21 protein-coding genes are annotated in these 19,264 nt (G+C 70.0%); 10 read left to right on the top strand and 11 right to left on the bottom strand.

Annotated features, from left to right (window positions below; genetic code table 11):
* Window positions 1–62: 62 nt before the first annotated feature.
* The 4 genes from BM109_RS33310 to BM109_RS33300 all read right to left on the bottom strand — a co-directional run bounded on the left by BM109_RS33310 (window position 63) and on the right by BM109_RS33300 (window position 1,873).
* A complete protein-coding gene (locus BM109_RS33310; protein ID WP_093352758.1) occupies window positions 63–389 on the bottom strand; it encodes a type II toxin-antitoxin system RelE/ParE family toxin in 327 nt (108 codons plus the stop codon).
* Complete coding sequence (locus tag BM109_RS41380) at window positions 386–667, bottom strand: YlcI/YnfO family protein (RefSeq protein WP_177239527.1); 282 nt, start codon at window positions 665–667, stop codon at window positions 386–388. Before BM109_RS41380 ends, BM109_RS33310 begins: the two co-directional genes overlap by 4 nt.
* Window positions 668–780: 113 nt before the next feature.
* Window positions 781–1,308, bottom strand: coding sequence for a PPC domain-containing DNA-binding protein (locus BM109_RS33305; RefSeq protein ID WP_093352756.1), 528 nt, complete (start codon window positions 1,306–1,308; stop codon window positions 781–783).
* A 154-nt stretch (window positions 1,309–1,462) separates the two neighbouring features.
* Window positions 1,463–1,873: a thioesterase family protein gene (locus tag BM109_RS33300; protein ID WP_093352753.1), complete on the bottom strand. Its 411-nt coding sequence runs from the start codon at window positions 1,871–1,873 to the stop codon at window positions 1,463–1,465.
* 185 nt (window positions 1,874–2,058) lie between these two features.
* Here BM109_RS33300 and BM109_RS33295 point away from each other — a divergent pair, with 185 nt between their 5' ends.
* Window positions 2,059–2,985, top strand: a complete 927-nt coding sequence (locus BM109_RS33295; RefSeq protein ID WP_093352749.1) for a transcriptional regulator GcvA — start codon at window positions 2,059–2,061, stop codon at window positions 2,983–2,985.
* On the opposite strand, the gene BM109_RS33290 is transcribed toward BM109_RS33295, so the two are convergent.
* Genes BM109_RS33290 through BM109_RS33275 form a run of 4 tightly spaced genes read right to left on the bottom strand, consistent with a single transcriptional unit; the run spans window position 2,973 to window position 6,986 of the window.
* Entirely contained in the window at window positions 2,973–3,881 is a 909-nt protein-coding gene (locus BM109_RS33290) for an amidohydrolase family protein (RefSeq protein WP_093352745.1), read from the bottom strand. The two genes, BM109_RS33295 and BM109_RS33290, sit on opposite strands and share 13 nt — an antisense overlap.
* 28 nt (window positions 3,882–3,909) lie before the next feature.
* Window positions 3,910–4,908, bottom strand: coding sequence for a Bug family tripartite tricarboxylate transporter substrate binding protein (locus tag BM109_RS33285; RefSeq protein ID WP_093352742.1), 999 nt, complete (start codon window positions 4,906–4,908; stop codon window positions 3,910–3,912).
* Window positions 4,909–4,944: 36 nt separating this feature from the next.
* Entirely contained in the window at window positions 4,945–6,171 is a 1,227-nt protein-coding gene (locus BM109_RS33280) for a CaiB/BaiF CoA transferase family protein (protein WP_093352740.1), read from the bottom strand.
* Window positions 6,172–6,206: 35 nt separating this feature from the next.
* Window positions 6,207–6,986 (bottom strand): enoyl-CoA hydratase/isomerase family protein, encoded by a 780-nt coding sequence (locus tag BM109_RS33275; protein WP_093352737.1) that lies wholly within the window; start codon window positions 6,984–6,986, stop codon window positions 6,207–6,209.
* Between the two features lie 273 nt (window positions 6,987–7,259).
* Here BM109_RS33275 and BM109_RS33270 point away from each other — a divergent pair, with 273 nt between their 5' ends.
* The 6 genes from BM109_RS33270 to BM109_RS33245 are packed head-to-tail and all read left to right on the top strand — an operon-like array spanning window position 7,260 to window position 13,242.
* Entirely contained in the window at window positions 7,260–8,399 is a 1,140-nt protein-coding gene (locus tag BM109_RS33270; RefSeq protein WP_093352735.1) for an iron-containing alcohol dehydrogenase, read from the top strand.
* A gap of 30 nt (window positions 8,400–8,429) precedes the next feature.
* Window positions 8,430–9,407 (top strand): Bug family tripartite tricarboxylate transporter substrate binding protein, encoded by a 978-nt coding sequence (locus BM109_RS33265; protein WP_093352733.1) that lies wholly within the window; start codon window positions 8,430–8,432, stop codon window positions 9,405–9,407.
* A 59-nt stretch (window positions 9,408–9,466) separates the two neighbouring features.
* On the top strand, window positions 9,467–10,459 hold the full coding sequence (locus BM109_RS33260; RefSeq protein WP_093352731.1) for a TRAP transporter substrate-binding protein: 993 nt from the start codon (window positions 9,467–9,469) through the stop codon (window positions 10,457–10,459).
* Window positions 10,456–11,391: an amidohydrolase family protein gene (locus BM109_RS33255; RefSeq protein ID WP_093352728.1), complete on the top strand. Its 936-nt coding sequence runs from the start codon at window positions 10,456–10,458 to the stop codon at window positions 11,389–11,391. Before BM109_RS33260 ends, BM109_RS33255 begins: the two co-directional genes overlap by 4 nt.
* A gap of 41 nt (window positions 11,392–11,432) precedes the next feature.
* Entirely contained in the window at window positions 11,433–11,936 is a 504-nt protein-coding gene (locus BM109_RS33250) for a TRAP transporter small permease (protein ID WP_093352725.1), read from the top strand.
* Window positions 11,937–11,964: 28 nt separating this feature from the next.
* Entirely contained in the window at window positions 11,965–13,242 is a 1,278-nt protein-coding gene (locus tag BM109_RS33245; RefSeq protein WP_093352723.1) for a TRAP transporter large permease subunit, read from the top strand.
* A 25-nt stretch (window positions 13,243–13,267) separates the two neighbouring features.
* Here the strand turns inward: BM109_RS33245 and BM109_RS33240 are convergent, their stop codons facing one another.
* Both BM109_RS33240 and gcvA read right to left on the bottom strand, forming a co-directional pair.
* Window positions 13,268–13,756, bottom strand: a complete 489-nt coding sequence (locus BM109_RS33240; RefSeq protein ID WP_093352720.1) for a YbaK/EbsC family protein — start codon at window positions 13,754–13,756, stop codon at window positions 13,268–13,270.
* A 34-nt stretch (window positions 13,757–13,790) separates the two neighbouring features.
* The gene (gcvA, locus tag BM109_RS33235) at window positions 13,791–14,708 is read right to left on the bottom strand and encodes a transcriptional regulator GcvA (protein WP_093352716.1); all 918 of its coding nucleotides are present in this window, start codon (window positions 14,706–14,708) and stop codon (window positions 13,791–13,793) included.
* A 176-nt stretch (window positions 14,709–14,884) separates the two neighbouring features.
* On the opposite strand from gcvA, the gene BM109_RS33230 reads away from it, so the two are divergent.
* The 3 genes from BM109_RS33230 to BM109_RS33220 are packed head-to-tail and all read left to right on the top strand — an operon-like array spanning window position 14,885 to window position 19,014.
* Window positions 14,885–16,231: an aminotransferase class III-fold pyridoxal phosphate-dependent enzyme gene (locus BM109_RS33230; RefSeq protein WP_093352714.1), complete on the top strand. Its 1,347-nt coding sequence runs from the start codon at window positions 14,885–14,887 to the stop codon at window positions 16,229–16,231.
* Window positions 16,228–17,040 carry an enoyl-CoA hydratase-related protein gene (locus BM109_RS33225; protein ID WP_093352711.1) on the top strand — a complete coding sequence of 271 codons (813 nt, stop codon included), beginning with the start codon at window positions 16,228–16,230 and terminating at the stop codon, window positions 17,038–17,040. Before BM109_RS33230 ends, BM109_RS33225 begins: the two co-directional genes overlap by 4 nt.
* A gap of 24 nt (window positions 17,041–17,064) precedes the next feature.
* Window positions 17,065–19,014 (top strand): AMP-binding protein, encoded by a 1,950-nt coding sequence (locus tag BM109_RS33220; RefSeq protein ID WP_093352709.1) that lies wholly within the window; start codon window positions 17,065–17,067, stop codon window positions 19,012–19,014.
* A 13-nt stretch (window positions 19,015–19,027) separates the two neighbouring features.
* Here the strand turns inward: BM109_RS33220 and BM109_RS33215 are convergent.
* Window positions 19,028–19,264: oligopeptide/dipeptide ABC transporter ATP-binding protein (locus BM109_RS33215; protein WP_371269087.1), on the bottom strand; the 237-nt coding region annotated here is incomplete at its 5' end.

Genomic DNA, 19,264 nt, shown 5'->3' with positions numbered 1-19,264 from the left:
CACTTCACCCGAGTGGTGACTCCGTCCGCAAGCCCGAGCCGCGGACCTGCAGCCGCATCGTCTCAGTGGTAGTCCTCTTCGCGCTGATGACGAACGGCCAACACCTTGATTTGCTGCCCGGGAAGGATTTCGTAGAGGGCCACATAGCCTGCGGATCCCAGGCCGACGACCAACTCCCGGCGCGTTGTACGCCTGCCGTCCCCCGCCTTCCGATAAGCCCAAGGATTCTCGGCCAGTCGCGTCTCGATACTGGCGCGAAGCTGGTCCAGTACACGCTGCGCATGGTCCAGTTCCTCCAAGGTCTCCGACCTGGCGACGAGGAATTCAAACAAGCGCTCGAGGTCATCCTCGGCCTGCGGGGTCATCTCGACCCCAAACAACTCGCTCACGTGTTGGGGCTTTGTAGCTCGCGACGTCGCGCGTCAATGCGTGCCTGCATGCGATCGAACACTTCGGCCGCAGGGTGCGAAACACCAGTTCGTAGATATTCTTGCCAAGCGGCCTCCCCACGCGCGTAGAACTCCGTCTGGACACGGCGGAAGTCGACGGCGCGGCGCACCGCATCGGCCACGAAGGTGCTGATGGTTTCCTCCGCGCCCAGGACCGCTTCGAGCTCAGCACGCAGTTCCGGCTCCACGCGAACGGCAGGCAAGGTGCATGATTTCATGGCTGAAATTGTATCACGTATGTAATGCAGTCGCCACTTCGACCCGCCAGGGTTTGCGCACCGAGACCGAATGCCAGGTCGAGGAGAACGGGGCCTCCGCGCCTGTTTCGCGTTTATTTCGCGCCCGGATGCAACCCCAGCACATTCGCCCCGATCGCAGGATCGACGAAGCGCTCGAGCCGCTGCGGATGCAGGATCACCGTGATCTCGCACGAGCCCGTGCCCACGGTCAGTCCCAGCAGGTGGCCGCCCGCGCCGATGAAGCTGCCGTCGGTCACGATGCCGTGGGCATGGATCGAGGGCTTACCTTCCTTCCAGGCGATGGAGCCCGTGAGGTTGGCGAGCTCCACGTCCTTGAAGGTCTTCGGGTTGAAGACCTTCTTCGCGAAGTCGTAGAAGCCGAAGGTGGCCTCGCGCATGAAGCCGATGCCCACGATGCTGGCGCTCGGTATCTGCTCGACCACGGCGAGGCGCTCGAGGTGCGCGAGCACGTCGTCGCCGTTGCGCAGCACCATCAGGTAGCCGGTGGGCGTGCGCGTGACCTTGCCGGTCAGGTCCTGCGCGCCGGCCGAGGCGCTGAAGGCGAGCGAGGCACAGGCGGTGGCCAGTGCGAAGAGGGCGGAGGCGAGGGTCTTGAACATCGGTCTGTCTCGTTTCTTTTTGAAGATGCAACCAGGTTGCGGGTTCGGCTTTCGCCGCGCGGGTGAGGAACGGCCGCACGCCCGCACCGTGGTGCTGGCGCGCCGCCGTCCGGCACGGGGAGCCGCGGGCCGGGGCCCGCGGAAGATCAGGAACTCACGAGGCGTTCGCGCTCTGGGCGACGGCCGCGTGCACCTTGGCGCGCAGCCGCGCGACGTCGACGACGAAGCGGCTGTGCGTGCCGCTCGCGACCTCCTTGTCGCCTTCGTGCACCGTGAACTCGAAGTCCACGCCACGGCCGTCGACCGCGCGCACGCGCGCCTCGATGCGCACCGGCTGGCCCAGCAGCGTGGCGCCCACGTGCTTGAGCGCGATCGCGGTGCCGACCGAGGATTCGCCCGCGCCCACGTGGTCGAGCAGGAAGTCGAGGCAGGTCTGCTCGACGTCGCGCACCAGCTCGGGCGTGGCATAGATGCGCAGGTCCTCGCCGAGGAAGTCGACGGTGCGCAGGCGGTCGATCACGAGTTCGCGGCGGGCGAGGGCGCCTGGGCGCAGTTCTGGGTTCATGGGGGTTGGTCCGAAAGCGTTGAGCGTCAATTGACGTTGTCCCGACTGGCTGTGCGTCGGCGTGAAGGGCAGTCTAGGAATCGCGGCGCGGCGCGGCAAACGAGTTTTTCTCGAAGCATTGCGTAGAAAATATTGAAGGCCCCGCGCCCCCGTCCCGTGCCCGCTCCCGAAGGAATCCGTCCACCATGTCGCGCCCCATTCCCCCGCTCAATCCGCTGCGTGCCTTCGAGGTCGCGGCGCGGCACCTGAGCTTCACGCGCGCGGCCGACGAGCTCTTCGTCACGCCCTCGGCCGTGAGCCACCAGATCAAGACGCTCGAAGAGAACCTCGGCATCGCGCTGTTCGTGCGCGATACCAAGTCGCTCGCGCTCACCGCCGCCGGCAAGGCCTACCTGCCGGGCATCCAGGAAGCCTTCAAGCAGGTGATGTACGCGACGCAGCAGCTGCGCCAGTCGCAGGGCACGCCCTCGCTCAAGATCAACCTGCCGCCGACCTTCGCGGTCAAGTGGCTGATCCCGCGCATGCGCCGCTTCATGCAGGCCTACCCCGACATCGACCTCGAGATCTCGACCTCCAAGCACATGGTCGACTTCACGCGCGAGGACTTCGACATGGCGGTGCGCTACGGCCGCGGCATCTACCCGGGCCTGCACTCCGAGCTGTGCCTGCCGGTCGAGGTGTTCCCGGTCTGCAGCCCGGCGCTGATGCAGGGCGAGCATCCGCTGCGCACGCCGGCCGACCTCAAGCACCACGTGCTGCTGCACGACAACAGCACCTACAGCGACGTGAGCAATCCCGACTGGGGCATGTGGCTCGAGCATGCGGGCGTGAGCGACGTGGACGTGACGCGCGGCCCCTCGTTCTGGCCCAGCCACTTGGTGATCGCCGCCGCGGTCGACGGGCTCGGCGTGGCGCTGGTGAAGAAGAACTGGGTGATGAAGGACCTGGCCGACGGCCTGCTGGTGCGGCCCTTCGACGTCACGCTGCCGGTGGAGTTCTCCTACTTCATGGTCTATCCGCAGGACCGCGCCGCCGATGCGCGCATCGCGGCCTTCGTGTCATGGGTGCACGAAGAGCGCGCGAAGGACGAGGCGGCGGCTCAGAGCCTGTAGAGCCGCACGGCGTTGTCGTGCAGCAGCTGCCGGCGTTCCGTGTCGGAGTGCCCGGCGATGGCCGCGAGGAAGCCGCGCAGAAGGGTCTCGTAGCTGGCCACGAGGCTGTCGACCGGGAAGTTGCTCGCGAACATGCAGCGCGACGCGCCGAAGATCGCGATCGCATCGCGGATCAGCGGCACGTTGGCTGCCTCGGTCCACGGCAGGCCGCGTTGGCCCAGGCCCGAGATCTTGATCGCGGTGTTGGGCGCATCGGCCAGCCGCTCGAGCGCGCGGCGCCAGCCCGCGAGGCCCTCGGCGCCGCGGTCCGCGGGCAGGCCGCTGTGGTTGAGGATCAGCGGCGTGCGCGGAAAGTCGCGCGCGAGCTGCGTGGCCTGGTCGAGGTTCCACCAGGGCGCCTGCAGGTCGAACGAGAGTCCGTGCCTCTCGAGCAGCGCATAGCCCGCGCGCCAGCGCGGATCGTCCATCGAGCCCGCCACGCCGCGTGCGGCCTCGGCGGCCGACGCGGCCGTCACCGGCTTGTGGCGGATGCCGCGCACCAGCGCGAACGCGGCCTGCGCCGCGAGCACCTCGGCCACGTCGCCGCGATCGAGCGTCGCATGCGCGACGATCGCCGAGGGCCGGCCCTCGGTGGCTGCGAGCCCGGTGAGCCAGCGGGTCTCGGCCACCGGATCGGTGCGTTCCCACTCGGCCTCGATGTGCACCGTGCGCGCCGGCACGAAGCCGCGCGTGTCGCGCGCGAGATCGGCCGGCAGGTAGTTGCGCTTCAGCGCCGAGTAGTCGCCGTAGCGGAAGTTCGGCACCGTCTCGCCCTGCAGCCAGGGATAGGGATGCGCATCGAGCTTCCAGAAATGCTGGTGCGCGTCGACGAAGGGTTCGCTGAATTCGAAAGCCATCACGCGATTCTCGGCCGTGCGCCGTACCTCAGCTCGAGAGGTTGATCTTGCCCGCGAGCGCCTTGAAGAACTCGCTCTCCCTGGCCATCACCGCCTCGAGCGCGGCATCGTCGGCATAGGTGTCGGTGCTGAAGTGCAGCTTGGTCAGCGCCTCGAGCCAGGCGGGTTCCTTCACGGCCTTCGCGACCGCGCCCTTGAGCACCGCGATCACGTCGTCGGGCGTGCCGCGCGGCGCCGACAGGCCGCGCCAGATGCCGATCGACAGGTCGATGTTGCGTTCCTTGAGCGTCGGGATCTTCTCGAAGCCGTCGGCCACGCGCCGGTCGGCCATCACGGCCAGCGCCTTGAGCTTGCCCGCGGCCACGTAGCTCGACACCTCGGCCGTGCTCACGGTCACCGCGTCGATGTGGCCGCCGAGCAGCGCCAGCACCGCGGGCGCGCCGCCGGCATAGGGAATGTGGTTGAACTTCGCGCCGGTCTTCTCGGCCAGCGCGGCGGCCGCCATGTGCCAGGTCGAGCCATGGCCCGCATTGCCCACGCGGATGTTCGCGTCGCCCTTGCGCGCGGCGTCGAGGAACTGCTCGAGCGTGGCGTAGGGCGCGTCGGCGCGCACCACCACCGCGGCCGGGTCGGCATTGAGCCGAGCGATCGGGCGCAGGTCCTTGTACGAGAACTTGGCCAGGCCCAAGTGATTGAGAAAGGTCAGTTCGGTCGACGACAGCACGATGCGGTAGCCGTCGGGCTTGGCATTGACCACGTCGCCCAGCCCGAGCACGCCGCTCGCGCCGGGCTTGTTGATGACGACCACCGGCTGCGGCAGGTACTTGGCGACCGCCGCGCCGAAGGCCCGGCCCACCACGTCGGCGCCGCCACCGGCCTGCCAGGGCACGACCAGTTCGATCGGCTTGTGTGGATAGGGGCCGGCCTGCGCCCGTGCGAAGCCGGGTGCGAGCAGCAGCGCACCCGAGAGCGCGGGGATGGCGCCGAGCCAGCGGCGGCGCGAGAGGTCGATGGTGCTTTCCTGCATGGTCTTGTCTCCGTCTCGTTGTGTTTCTTGCGTGTCTCAGTCCGCTGTCGCGTCGGCCGCGGCATGCGCCGCGCCGAACGCGCCGTTGCTTCGCAGCGCGGCGATGTCCTCGGCCGTCATTCCGATCTCGCCGAGCACCTGCTCGGTGTGCTGGCCCAGCAGCGGCGCCGGATGCCGCACCTGCTGCGGCGTGCCGCCGAGTTTGACCGGAAAGCCCAGGGCGCGTGTCTCGCCCTCCACCGGATGCTGGATCTTCAGCACCATGTTGCGCGCCACCGCCTGTTCGCTCGCGAGGGCCTCGGCGTAGTCGTAGATCGGCGCGGCCGGCACGCCCGCGGCCAGCAGCGCATCGACCCATTCGGTGGCGGTGCGGCGCGCGAACTCGCGCTCCAGCTCCTCGATGAGCACCACGCGGTTGCGGATGCGCAGCACGTTGTCGGTGAAGCGCGCGTCGCGCACCAGGTCCTCGCGCCCGATCACGCCGCACAGCGCGGTCCAGAGCTTGGGGTTGGCCGCGCCGATGACGAAGGGGCGGTCGGAGGCGCGCACCGCCTGGTAGGGCGCGCTCATGCGGTTGGCGCTGCCGATCGGCGTGGGCACCTGGCCCGTGCCCCAGTACTCGGCCGACTCCCACACCGACAGGCCCAGCGCGGTCTCGAACAGCGAGGCATCGACGAACTGGCCCTCGCCCGTGAGGCCGCGGCCGATCACCGCGCTGAGGATGCCGTAGGCCGCGAACAGGCCCGCGCCCAGGTCGGCCAGCGGGATCGCAGACTTCACCGGCGGCTCGCCCGGGTGGCCCATCACGCTCATCACGCCGGTCATGGCCTGCGCGATCAGGTCCAGGCCCGGGCGCTTGGCCCAGGGACCGGTCTGGCCGAAGCCCGAGATGCTCGCGTACACCAGCCGCGGGTTGAGTTGGCGCAGGGTCTCGTAGTCGATCTTCAGCCGCGCGGCCACGCCGGGGCGGTTGTTCTCGACCAGCACGTCGGCGTCCTTCACGAGCGCGTAGAAGGCCTCGAGGCCGGCCGGGTTCTTGAGATCGATCTCGATGCTGCGCTTGTTGCGGTTGAGCGCGAGGAAGCCGCCGCTGTCGGCGCCCTTGAGCCTGAAGCCCATCGAGCGGCGGGTCTGGTCGCCGATGCCGGGCGTCTCGACCTTGATGACGTCCGCGCCCATGTCGCCGAGCAGCATGCAGCAGAAAGGGCCGGCCATGATCTGGCTGACGTCGAGGACCTTGATGCGGGAAAGGGGAAGGGTCACGCGGGGGCTCCGGATCTGAAAGGAGGGTGGCGGGCTCAGCGGCCCGTGAAGACCGGCTTGCTCTTGGCCAGGAAGGCCTGGAAGCCGATGCGGAAGTCCTCGGTGTCGAAGCAGGCGTAGGCCTCGGCGTTCTCCTCCGCCGACAGCGGTGCGGGCTGCGCGAGCCGGCGCACGAACTTCTTGTGCCAGCGCGCCACCAGCGGCGCGCCGTTGGCGATGCGCCGCGCGGTCGCGTAGCCCTGCTCGAGCACCGCGGCGTCGTCGACCACGCGGTTCACCAGGCGCTTCTCGAAGGCCTCCTTGGCATCGAACACGCGGCCCTCGAGCACGATCTCGAGCGCGGTCGCGCCGCCGACCAGGTCGACCAGGCCGCCGAGCTCGCCGTACGACATCACCAGGCCGAGCTTGTTGACCGGCACGCCGAAGCGGCTCGAGCTGCCGCAGATGCGCATGTCGCAGACGGTGGCGATCTCGAGCCCGCCGCCCACGCAGGCGCCCTCGATCACCGCGAGCGTGGGGTGCTTGCTGGTGGCGATCGCATGCATCGCGCGGTGCGTGACCTCGGCATAGGCGGCGGCCTGCGCCGCATTGGCGCGGCTGCGCTGGAACTCCTCGATGTCGGCGCCGGCCGAGAAGGCCTTGCCGCCGGCGCCGCGCAGCACCACGCAGCGCAGCTCGTCGTCGGCCGAGAGCTCGGCGAAGGCATCGGCCAGGCCCTGCCACATGACCTGGTCCATGGCATTCATCTTGTCGGGCTTGTTGAGGGTCACGGTCGCGATGCGGTCGTCGCGCTCGACCAGGATGAGCGAGGTCATGTCGGCTTGTCTCTTTCGTAGGGGGCGGGTTGCGAACGGGCCGAAGTCTAGGGAGCGGCCCGCGCGCGGCCAAACGAAAAAAACTGGGGTGGTCTTCAAGAAAAACTCGCGCCCGGCAGGGCCCGCGGCTTGTGAATTTTTCTCGCCCGGACTTCAAGTAAATCCACGTTGCCGCCCCCGGCACCCGTTCCTAGACTCGCGGCCCACGACGACCGGTGCTCGCTCAAGCGAGACACCGGCACCCGGACCACCGCCGAGACAAGGAACCCGCGCATGGCGCTCATCAACTACATCACCCAGATCCAGATCGATTTCGGCGCCGTGCAGCTGCTGGCGCAGGAGTGCGACCGCCTCGGTATCCGCCGCCCGCTGGTCGTGACCGACGCCGGTGTGCGTGCCGCGGGCGTGCTCGAGCGCGTGACCGCGCAGCTCGGCGCGGGCCGCGAATTCGTCGTGTTCGACGGCACGCCCTCCAACCCCACCGAGCGCGCGATGCGCGCGGCCGTGGCGCTCTATGCCGAGCACCGCTGCGACGGCATCGTCGCGGTCGGCGGCGGCTCGCCGATCGACCTCGCCAAGGGCGTGGCCGTGTGCGCCACGCACGAGGGGCCGCTGAAGTCCTTCGCGGCCATCGAGGGTGGCGTGGCGCGCATCACCGCGGCCACCGCGCCGGTGATCGCCGTGCCCACCACGGCCGGCACCGGCAGCGAGGTCGGCCGCGGCGCGGTGCTGATCCTCGACGACGGCCGCAAGGTCGGCGTGCTCTCGCCGCACCTGGTGCCGCGCGTCGCGCTGTGCGATCCCGAACTCACGCTGGGCCTGCCGCCGATGCTGACCGCCGCCACCGGCATGGACGCGATCGCGCATTGCATGGAGACCTTCATGGCGCCGGCCTTCAATCCGCCGGCCGACGGCATCGCGCTCGACGGCCTGCGCCGAGCCTGGCGCAACATCGAACGCGCCACCGCCACGCCCGGCGACCGCGAGGCGCGCCTGAACATGATGAGCGCCTCGATGCAGGGCGCGCTCGCGTTCCAGAAGGGACTGGGCTGCGTGCACAGCCTCAGCCATTCGCTCGGCGGCATCGCGCCGCGCCTGCACCACGGCACGCTCAATGCGATCCTGCTGCCGGCCGTGATCCGCTTCAACGCGCAGGCCGAGTCGATGCGCAAGGACGAGCGCCTCGCGCGCATGGCGCAGGCCATGGGGCTGGGCGGCGGCGACGAGGTGGCGCCGGCCGTCGCGGCCATGAGCGCGCGCCTCGGCCTGCCGACGGGCCTGGCCGCGCTCGACGTCTCGCCCGACCTGTTCCCGCGCGTGATCGAAGGCGCGCTCAAGGACCACTGCCACAAGACCAATCCGCGAGAAGCCAGCGTGGCCGACTACCAGGCCCTGCTGGCCGAGTCGATGTAAGCCTCGAAAAGAACACCAGGAGACAACGCCATGCAACGCCGCCGCTTCATCGCATCGACACTGGCCGCCGGCGCGGCCCTGCCTTTCGCCACCGTGCGCGCGCAGACCGCGCCGCTGCCCACCACGCCCGTGCGCATCGTCGTCGGCTTTCCGCCCGGCGGCGGCACCGACGTGATGGCGCGCGTGATGGCGCAGAAGCTCGCCACGCTGTGGGGCGTGCCGGTCACGGTCGAGAACAAGGCCGGCGCGGGCGGCGTGATCGCCGCCGAGTACGTCGCCAAGCAGCCGAACAACGGCACCACGCTCTTGATGACCAACATCAGCAACCATGCGATCGCGCCCGCGCTCTATCCCACGCTGGGCTACGTGGTGGAGCGCGACTTCACGCCGCTGGTGCTGGTGGGCGTCACGCCGAACCTGCTGATCTGCAACCCCTCGAAGCCGGCGCGTACGGTCAAGGACCTGGTGGCGCTGTGCCGCGACAAGCCGGGCACCGTGACCTTCGGCTCCTCGGGCGCGGGCGCCTCGCAGCACCTGGCGATCGAACTCTTCAAGCTGCGCGCGGGCGTCGATGCGCTGCACGTGCCCTACCGCGGCTCGGGCCCGATGCTCACCGACCTGATCGGCGGCCAGATCGACTACAGCTTCGAGACCATGACCTCGGCCACGCCGCACGTGGCCAGCGGCAAGCTGGTGGCGATCGCGCAGACGCGGCCGCGGCGCTCGAAGGCGCATCCCGAGGTGCCCACCGTGGCAGAGCTCGGCTACCCGGGCTTCGACGCCAGCACCTGGTACGGCCTGGTCGGGCCGGCGCAGATGAACGCCGCGATGGTGCAGCGCATGAACGAGGACTTCAACCGCGTGCTCGCCCTGCCCGACGTGGCGGAGAAGCTCGCGAGCTACGGCGCCGAGGACGGCGGCGGCAGCGCCGCGAAGTTCGCCGAGTTCATCGGCACCGAGAAGGACAAGTGGGCCAAGGTGGTCAAGGAAGCCAAGGTCACGGTCTGAGCGGCGGCCCCTGGAAGGCGCGCGCCTTCCCCGAATTTCAACGACAGGAGACGACAACCATGCACAGGAATTTCAGGTCCCTGGCCGGCGCGCTGCTGGCCGCGCTGCTCGGCCTCGGCGCCGGCGGCGCCGCGGCGCAGGCGCCGGTCAAGCTGCGCTTCAGCCACACCGTGCCCGAGAGCGATTCGCAGCACAAGGCCGCGCTCGAGTTCGCGAAGCGCGTGAAGGAGCGCACCGGCGGCGCGGTGGAGATCCAGGTCTTCGCCAACAGCCAGCTCGGCAACGACGTGACGCTGGTGACCGGCGTGCGCAGCGGCACCATCGACATCGGCGCCACCGGCAACCCCTTCGTGACCGGCCTCGCGCCCAAGCTCAATGCGCTCGACCTGCCCTACCAGTTCGCCGATGCGCAGCAGGCCTACCGCACGCTCGACGGCCCGGTCGGCCGCTCGCTGCTCGACGAACTCGGCACGCACCAGATCAAGGGCCTGGCCTTCTGGGAGATCGGCTTTCGCAGCCTGGGCAACAACAAGCGGCCGATCAACGGCGCGGCCGACATCAAGGGCCTGAAGATCCGCACCACGCCCAATCCCTCGCACCTCAAGGCCTTCCAGCTGCTGGGCGCGAACCCGCAGCCGATGCCCTTCGCCGAGGTGTTCGGCGCGCTCGAGTCGGGCGCGGTCGACGGGCAGGAGAACCCGCCCACGCTGATGCTGTCGTCGAAGATGTACGAGGTGCAGAAGTACCTCTCGCTCACGCGCCATGCCTACACGCCGCTGGTGGTGATCATGAACAAGGCGCGCTTCGATGCGCTCAAGCCCGAGTTCCAGAAGGCGATGCTCGAGGAGGCCGCGGCGGCCGCGAACTTCCAGCGCAAGCTCAACAACGACGGCGAGAAGGACGCCATCGCCCAGCTGCGCGCCAAGGGCATGCAGATCAACGAGACGCCCGACGTCGCGAGCATCCGCCAGGTGGTGCGCGAGGAGACGCGCAGGATGTACGTCGAGAAGAACGGCGACGCGGTGCTCAAGGCGATGGACGCGCAGCCGTGAGCGCCGTGCTTCCCGCCGCCATCGTCGATGCGCACCACCACCTGTGGCACCTGGGCGAGGGGCACTTCCCCTGGCTGCAGGACGGCTACGACGCCGAGGCCTTCTTCCTCGGCGACTACGCGGTGTTGCGGCGCGACTTCGGCGTGGCCGACTACCGTGCCGCCACCGAGGGCCTGCCGGTGGTGGTGGCCACGGTGCATGTGGAGGCCGAGCGCTCGCGCGCCGAGTCGCTGGCCGAGACGCGCTGGCTGCATGCCGTCCATGCGACGCACGGCTTTCCGAATGCGGTGGTGGCCAATGTCGAATTCCTCGCGAGCGATGCCGAAGCGCAGATGCGCGCGCAGGCCGAATGGCCGCTGGTGCGCGGCGTGCGCTGCAAGCCGCGCATCTCGCGCGGCCCCGATCACAGCGTGCGCGGCGAGCCCGGCACCCTGCAGGACGAACGCTGGTGCGCGGGCCTGGGCCTGCTGCGCGACAACGGCCTGCTGTGGGACGTGCGCGTGCCCTACTGGCACCTGGAGGAAGCGGCCGAGGCCGTCGCGCGCTTTCCGGGGCTGCGCGTGGCGCTCGAGCATGCGGGCCTGCCCTGGGACCGCAGCGAGGCCGGCCTCGCGCACTGGCGGCGCGGCATGCGCGCGCTCGCGGCGCTGCCCGAGGTGATGGTCAAGCTCTCGGAATTCGGCCTGCCCGATGCGCCCTGGAGCGCCGACAGCAACGTGCGCGTGGTGCGCGAGACGGTCGAGATCTTCGGCGCCGGGCGCTGCATGTTCGCGAGCAACCTGCCGGTGTCGGGCCTGCGCGCGTCCATGGCCGAGGTGGTGCGCGCGGTGGCCGAGGGACTGGACGGTCTCGACGACGCGGCGCGCGACGCGGTCTGGCGCGGCAACGCCCTGCGCTTCTATCGCATCGAACCGGCCGGCCCGGGGCGCTGAGGCGGCCGGGTGCAAGAACCAACTACAACAGGAGACTCCCCATGCTTTCCCGCCTCTTCGAGCGCGGCGCCAACGTGTTGATGATCGCGATGATGGCCGTGATGGTCGCGCTCGTGTTCGGCAACGTCGTGCTGCGCTACGCCTTCAACTCCGGCATCGTGTTCTCGGAGGAAGCCTCGCGCTTCGTCTTCATGTGGCTCACGCTGATCGGTGCGCTGCTGGTGATGAAGGACAACGCGCACCTGGGCATGTCGACCGTCGTCGCGCGGCTCGGCGAGCGCGGCCAGCGCTTCTGCCGCGGCGTGGCCGACCTCGGCGCGCTGGCCTGCTGCCTGCTGCTCGCGCACGGCAGCTGGAAGCTGGTGGTGATCGGCATGGACGACCGCGCGCCCGTCACCGGCGTGCCGATCGGCCTGGTCTATGCCTGCCTGCTCGTCAGTAGCGTGGGCATGGCGCTGATGCTGGTCGGCTCGCTGTGGCGGCTCTTCACGGGCCGCATGGCGCGCGAGGAACTGGTCAACGACACCGGCAGCGCGGGCGAATGAGCGCGAACCAAAAGAACACGGGACATCCATGACCATCTTCGTCTTCATCGCCTCGCTGCTCGGGGCCATGGCCTTCGGCATGCCCATCGCCTTCGCGCTGCTCGTCTGCGGCGTCGCGCTGATGGTGCACCTGGGCAACTTCGACACCCAGATCCTCGCGCAGAACATGCTCGAGGGCGTCAACAACTATCCGCTGATGGCGGTGCCTTTCTTCATGCTCGCGGGCGAGCTGATGAACGCGGGCGGCCTGTCGGCGCGCATCGTCAAGGTGGCCGGCGCGCTGGTCGGCCATGTGCGCGGCGGCCTGGGCTACGTGGCGATCATCGCGGCCACCGTGGTCGCGAGCATCTCGGGCTCGGCCGTGGCCGACACCGCCGCCGTCGCGGCGCTGCTGATCCCGATGATGCGCAAGGCCGGCTACGACGTGCCGCGCGCGGCCGGCCTGATCGCGGCCGGCGGCATCATCGCGCCGGTGATCCCGCCCTCGATCGCCATCGTGGTGTTCGGCGTGGTGGCGCAGATCTCGATCACCAAGCTGTTCCTCGCCGGCCTGTTCCCCGGGATCATGATGGCGCTGACGCTCACCGCCACCTGGTGGCTGTGCGCGAAGAAGGAGAAGAACGTCGCGGTGCGCAGCTTCAGCGCGGGCAGCCTGGGCCGCGCGCTGCTCGATGGCGTGTGGGCGCTGGTGCTGCCGCTGGTGATCATCGGCGGCATGAAGTTCGGCGTGTTCACGCCCACCGAGGCCGCCGTGGTGGCGGTGGTCTATGCCTTCGTGGTCGGCCGCTTCGTCTACCGCGAGCTCGAGATGCCGCGCCTGCCCGAGCTGGTGCTCAGCGCCGCCAAGACCTCGAGCACCGTGCTGTTCCTCGTGGCCTCGGCGCTGGTGTCGGCCTGGCTCATCACCATCGCCAACATCCCGGCGCAGGTCAGCGAACTGCTCGAGCCCTTCGTCGACAACAAGATCCTGCTGATGTTCGTGATCATGGTGCTGGTGATCATCGTGGGCACCGCGCTCGACCTGATGCCCACCGTGCTGATCATGACGCCGATCCTGATGCCCGTGATCCACAAGGCCGGCATCGACCCCGTCTACTTCGGCGTGATGTTCATCATGAACAACGCCATCGGCCTGCTCACGCCGCCGGTGGGCACCGTGCTCAACGTGGTGGCCGGCACCTCGCGCGTGAGCCTCGACCAGGTGATCCAGGGCGTGTGGCCCTTCCTGCTGTCGCTCACCGGGTTGATGTTCCTGTTCGTGCTGTTCCCGCAGCTCATCACCGTGCCGGCGAGCTGGCTGCGCTGACAAGGTGTGAGCGACGGGCTGTAGCTCAGGGCTTGGCCAGCGGCGCGATGCCCGCGCCCGTGGCGCGCAGCAGCGCGGCCGTTTCGATCTCGAGCGTGGAATCGTTGCGGCCGGTGCCGCAGTAGAGCGTGACCAGGCGCGCCGCCGCCTCGTCGACGATCACGCGCGCGCCGCCCACCGGCAGCGGCGCCACGCCGCCGGGCACCATCTGCAGGTCGGTGGCGAGCTCCTCGTCGGCCGCGAGCCGCAGGTCGGCGCGGCGCACGCCGAAGGCAACGGCGATGCGCTTGTAGTCGGCCCGGTCCTGGCCGCGCAGCGCGGCCAGCAGGTAGCGGCCGTCGGGCAGGCGGAACGCGAGGCACTTGACCATCGCGCTGGCGTCGAAGGGCAGCAGCGTGCGCGCGTCCTCGAAGGAGACGACGGGGGCGTGGGCGTGCAGGCGGTAGGGCAGGCCGGCCTGTTGCAGGAAGGCCAGCGCGGACGGGCTCAGCGAGGGGGCGTGGGGAGCTTGCATCGGCACATGCTACGTAAACGCCGGCGTGCTGTCTTCAGAAAGCATCGGCCGCCGAGCGAAGCCAGTGCGTGAACGCCGCGACCGCGGGCCGGTCCCGCGCGCCGCGCTGGCACAGCAGGTGGTAGCGGTACGGGCCGGGCAGATCGTCGGGCCAGACCCGTGCCAGTTCGCCGCGCTGCAGCGCATCGCGCGCCAGCACGTCGGAAGCGAGCGCCACGCCCTGCCCCGCGGCCGCGGCATCGAGCGCGAGATAGCTGTGCGAGAAGCGCAACGCGGGCGCCGGCCGCAGCGATGCGCCGGGTGCCACGCCCTGGGCCGCGAACCACGCCTCCCAGCTGATCTGCTCGGGAATGCGCGGTTCGAACTCGTCGTGCAGCAGCACGTTGCCCAACAGATCGCGCGGCGACGCGGGCATGCCGTGCCGCTCCAGCCAGCGCGGGCTCGCGACGGGATGGAAGGCCTCGCGCAGCAGCGGCTGTGCCTCCATGCCGGGGTAGGGGCCGGTGCCGAGCCGGATCGCCACGTCGACGCGATCGCGCGCGAAGTCCACCGGTGCCACCGCGGCGAGCACGCGCACCTCGACCGCGGGATGCGCGGCGCGGAACTCGCCGAGCCGCGGCATCAGCCAGCGCGTCACGAACGAGGGCATGGCACTGACCGTCACCTCGCTGGCGCCCTCCGCATGCTGGCGCCAGCGCATCGAGACGCGTTCGAGTTCCTCGAGCAGCGGCGCGACGCCGCGCAGATAGGCCTGCCCGGCGTCGGTGAGCTCGACCGAGCGCGGCGTGCGCAGGAACAGCGGCAGGCCGAGCCAGTCCTCGAGCTGCCGCACCTGGTGGGCCACCGCGCCGGCCGAGACGAAGAGTTCCGACGCGGCCTTGGCGAAGCTGCCATGGCGCGCGGCGGCCTCGAACACGCGCACCGACAGCATGGGGGGAAGCTGGCGCGCCATGGCTATCGCTCCAGGTTCAGGGGAGGGGAAGGGCGCTCGGTGGGACATGGCGAGCGCGAATTGCTTTGCGGCTGAGGCCCCAAAGCTTTGGTTTGTCCGCGTGGACCCGCATTCCTATGCTTCATCGCAGCGATCCGCTTCAACTTTTCTTCACGCAACAACACAGAGGACAGACGATGGACCTTCAGATCCATGGCCAGGCCAACGCGAGCCTGCCCGCCGCCTACCGGCAGGTGCTGGTGTCGTGGTCGGTACAGGGCGGGCTCAACCCGCCCGTGATCACGCATGCCAAGGGCTGCCATTTCCACGACACGAACGGCAAGGCCTATCTCGACATGACCAGCGGCTACGTGGCGGTGCCGCTGGGCCACGGGCATCCGAAGGTGGTGCGCGCGATACAGCAGCAGGCCGAACGGCTGTGCTGGGTGGCCTCGAGCTACTTCAACGACGTGCGCGCCGAATACGCCGAGTTGCTGAACCGCATCTCGCCCTGGAGCGAGGGGCTGCGCGTGCACTTCGCGAGCGGCGGCGGCGAGGCCAACGACGATGCGGTGAAGATCGCGCGCCTCGTCACGCGGCGGCCCAAGGTGCTGACCGCCTACCGCTCCTACCACGGCAGCACCATCGGCGGCAGCGCGCTGACGGGCGTGGACCGATGGCGCGACCCGCTGCCGAACCTGCCGGGCATGGTGAAGTTCTTCACTCCCTATCCCTACCGCAGTCCGTTCCACACGCGCGAGCCGGCCGAGGAATCGCGGCGCGCGCTGCAGCATCTGGAGCAGGTGCTGTCGCACGAGGGCGCGCACAACGTCGCGGCCATCGTGCTCGAGCCGATGACGGGATCGAGCGGCATGGTGATCTATCCCGAGGGCTATCTGCGGGGCGTGCGCGCGCTGTGCGACCGCCACGGCATCCTGCTGGTGTACGACGAGGTGATGACCGGCTTCGGCCGCACCGGCGCCGCCTTCGCCGCGACGCGGCTCGGCGTGCTGCCCGACCTTATGTCCTTCGCCAAGGGCGCCAGCTCCTCGTACACGCCGCTGGGCGGGGTGCTGGTGCGCGAAGGCGTGGCGAGCCACTTCGACACCGAGCTGTTCGACGTGGGCCACACGCATGCGGGCCATGTGCTTGCCGTCGCGGGCGGCGTCGCCGCGCTGCGGGTCTATCTCGAGGAGGGATTGTTCGAGCGTGCCCTCGAGATCGAGGGCTGGCTGCGCGAGGGGCTCGGCGAACTGCAGCGCAGGCACCCGGTGGTGGGCGACGTGCGCGGGCTCGGCGCGCATTTCGGCCTCGAGCTGGTGAAGGACCGCGAGACGCGCGAGCCGCTTGTGGAATGGCACCATCCCGAGGGCTCGGCGCCGATGAAGCTGTTCTACGGCGAGCTGATGAAGCGCGGTGTCCATGCCTATGGACGGTACAACGTGGCGATGATGTCGCCGCCGTTCGTGATCACGCGCGACGAACTGTCGCAGGGCCTGGATGCCTTCGATGCCGCGCTGTCGGTGGTGGAGGCCGCGCTGTGAACGACGCCTTCGACTACGAGGACATCCGCTATGAAGAGAAGGACGGCGTCGCGCGCGTCACCATCGATCGCCCCGCGCGCTACAACGCGCTGCGCGGCCGCACGGTGGAAGAGCTGCTGCACGCGATCGGCCGCGCCGGCTGGAACCGCGACATCGGCGCGGTCGTGCTCGCCGGTGCCGGCGACAAGGCCTTCTGCACGGGCGGCGACCAGTCCGATCATGGCGAGGGGCAAGGCGGCTACGGCGGGCGCGGCACCATCGGCCTGCCGATGGACGAGCTGCAGAGCCTGATCCGCGACATCCCCAAGCCGGTGATCGCGCGCGTGCAGGGCTATGCGATCGGCGGCGGAAACGTGCTGGTCACGGTGTGCGACCTCGCCATCGCGAGCACCGACGCGGTCTTCGGCCAAGTCGGACCGAAGGTGGGCTCGGTCGATCCGGGCTTCGGCACCGCGCTGCTCGCGCGCGTGGCCGGCGAGAAGCGGGCGCGCGAGATGTGGTTTCTGTGCCGCCGCTACGGCGCCGACGAGGCGCTGGCGATGGGCCTGGTCAACCGCGTCGTTCCGCCCGACGAACTCGATGCGGAGGTGGCGCGCTGGTGTGCCGAGATCCTCGCGAAGAGCCCGACCGCCATCGCGATCGCGAAGCGCTCGTTCAATGCGGACTCCGAGAACATCCGCGCCATCGGTGCGCTGGGCTTCGAGGCGCTGGCGCTCTACTACGGCACCGCGGAATCGCGCGAAGGCGTGGACGCCTTTCTCGCGAAACGCGCGCCGGATTTCCGTGCCGCGCGCCGGCGCGGCGGCTGAGCCGGAAGGAACGGAGGACGGCGCATGGAATTCCCCGATCTCACGCTCTGGCGGCCCGATGCCGAACGCATCGCCTCGGCGCCACTGACCGCGCTCGCCCATCGCATGGGCCTGGCGGGTTATGACGAACTGCACCGGGCCTCGGTCGACGATCCGGCGGGCTACTGGCGCAACGTGCTGGCGCAGCTCGACATCGTCTGGGATGCGCCCTGGCAACGCTTTCGCACCGACGCACCCGATGCCGCGCATCCGCGCTGGTTCGACGGCGGCCGCCTGAACTGGGTGCGCAGCGCATTGCGCTGGTCCTGCGATCCCGAGCGCGCGACGCAGCCCGCGCTGATCGCGGAGGCCGAGGACGGTCGTGTCGAAAGGATCAGCCACGCGGAACTCGCGCTGCGCGTGCGCCGCTTCGCCGGCGGCTTGCGCGCGATGGGTATCGCGCCCGGCGACCGCATCGGGCTGATGCTGCCGATGGGTGCGGAAGCAGCCATCGCCTTTCTCGCCATCGCCGCGCTCGGGGCCGTGTGCGTGCCGCTGTTCACCGGCTTCGGCACCGAGGCCATCGTCTCGCGGCTCGAGCTCGCGCAGGCGCGCATGCTGATCGCGGCCGAGGCTTTCATGCGGCGCGGCCGCCGGGTGTCGGCGGCCGCGGCCGTCAACGAGGCGCTGGGGCGCCTGCCCCTGCTCGCGCAGGTGGTGGTGCTCGGCGACCGCGATGCCATCGAAGGCGCCTGCGAGCGCCGCCCATGGGATGAGGTCGCCGGCGCCGAGCCGATCGCGGACTTCGTCTCGATGGATCCCAACGATCCCTTCATGATCGTGTTCACCTCGGGCACCACGGGCGCGCCCAAGGGCACGGTGCATGTGCATGGCGGCTTCCCGCTCAAGATCGCGCACGACAGCGCCTTCCATTTCGAGCTGCGGGCCGGCGACACCTGGTGCTGGCCTTCGGACATGGGCTGGATCGTCGGGCCGATCACGGTCATCGGCGCGCTGATCGCCGGCGCCACGCTGCTGTGCTACGACGGGGCGCCCGACTTCCCCGACTGGTCGCGCTTCGCGTCGATGATCGAGCGGCATGGCGTGACGCATTTCGGCGCCTCGCCCACCTTGATCCGCAGCCTGGCGGCGTATGCGGACGCGGCCACGCGGGGCGACCTGCGCAGCCTGCGCATGCTGATGGCGGCCGGCGAGGTGCTCGATCCCGAGCATTTCGAATGGTTCTTCCGCCGCTTCGGTCGCGGCGCGCTGCCGCTCATCAACTACACGGGCGGGACCGAGGCGTCGGGCGCCATCCTCGCCAATGTGCCGGTGCGGCCGATCAAGGCCTCGGGCTTCAACAGCGCCTCGCCGGGCGTGCAGGCCTTCGCCGCCGACGACACGGGCGCGCGGGTGGTCGGCGTGCCCGGCGAACTGACCATCGCGCAGCCCTTCGTGGGCATGACGCAGGGCTTCTGGCGCGACGATGCACGCTACCTCGAGGCCTACTGGCAGGCGGTGCCTGGCCGCTGGGTGCATGGCGACCTGGTCTACGAGGATGGCGAGGGCCATTTCTTCGTGCTCGGCCGCTCGGACGACACGCTCAAGATCGCGGGCAAGCGCCTCGGGCCGGCCGAGGTCGAGGCCGTGCTGCTGGCCGCGCTCCCGCTGAAGGACGCCGCCGCGGTCGGCCTGCCCGATCCGGTGAAGGGACAGAAGCTGGTGCTGGTGCTGGTACCGCACGCGACGGGGGATCGGCTGCCCGACGGCGGCGACCTGGCGGCGCGCGCGGCCGCCGCGATCGAAGCCGCCCTCGGCAAGCCCTTCCGGCCCGCGGTCGTGCATTGCGTCGACGATCTGCCGCGCACGCGCAACGGCAAGGCGATGCGGCGGGTGATCCGCCGCGTGCTCGCGGGACAGCCACCGGGCGACCTTTCGGCGCTCGAGAACCCCGGCGCGGTCGAGGCGATCCGGCGGCTCGCCGACATGCCCTGAGAGCGAGGGCCGTTCAGGCACGGCCCTCTTCCACTGCATGGCAGGCCACCTGCACGCCGCGGATGCTTTGTAGCTTCGGCCGCTCGGCCGAGCAACGCGCATTCGCGTGCGGGCAGCGCGGATGGAAGGCGCAGCCCGCGGGCGGATTGAGCGGATTCGGCACCTCGCCCTGCACCGGCGTGCGCGCGCGCCCCGTGTGCTTCATCTGCGGGATCGCGTCGAGCAGCATGCGCGTGTACGGGTGCTGCGG

The sequence above is a fragment of the Variovorax sp. PDC80 genome (assembly GCF_900115375.1).
Lineage (GTDB): Bacteria > Pseudomonadota > Gammaproteobacteria > Burkholderiales > Burkholderiaceae_C > Variovorax.
Note: the sequence above shows the minus strand (reverse complement) of the source record. Positions and strands in the feature narration are given on the sequence as shown.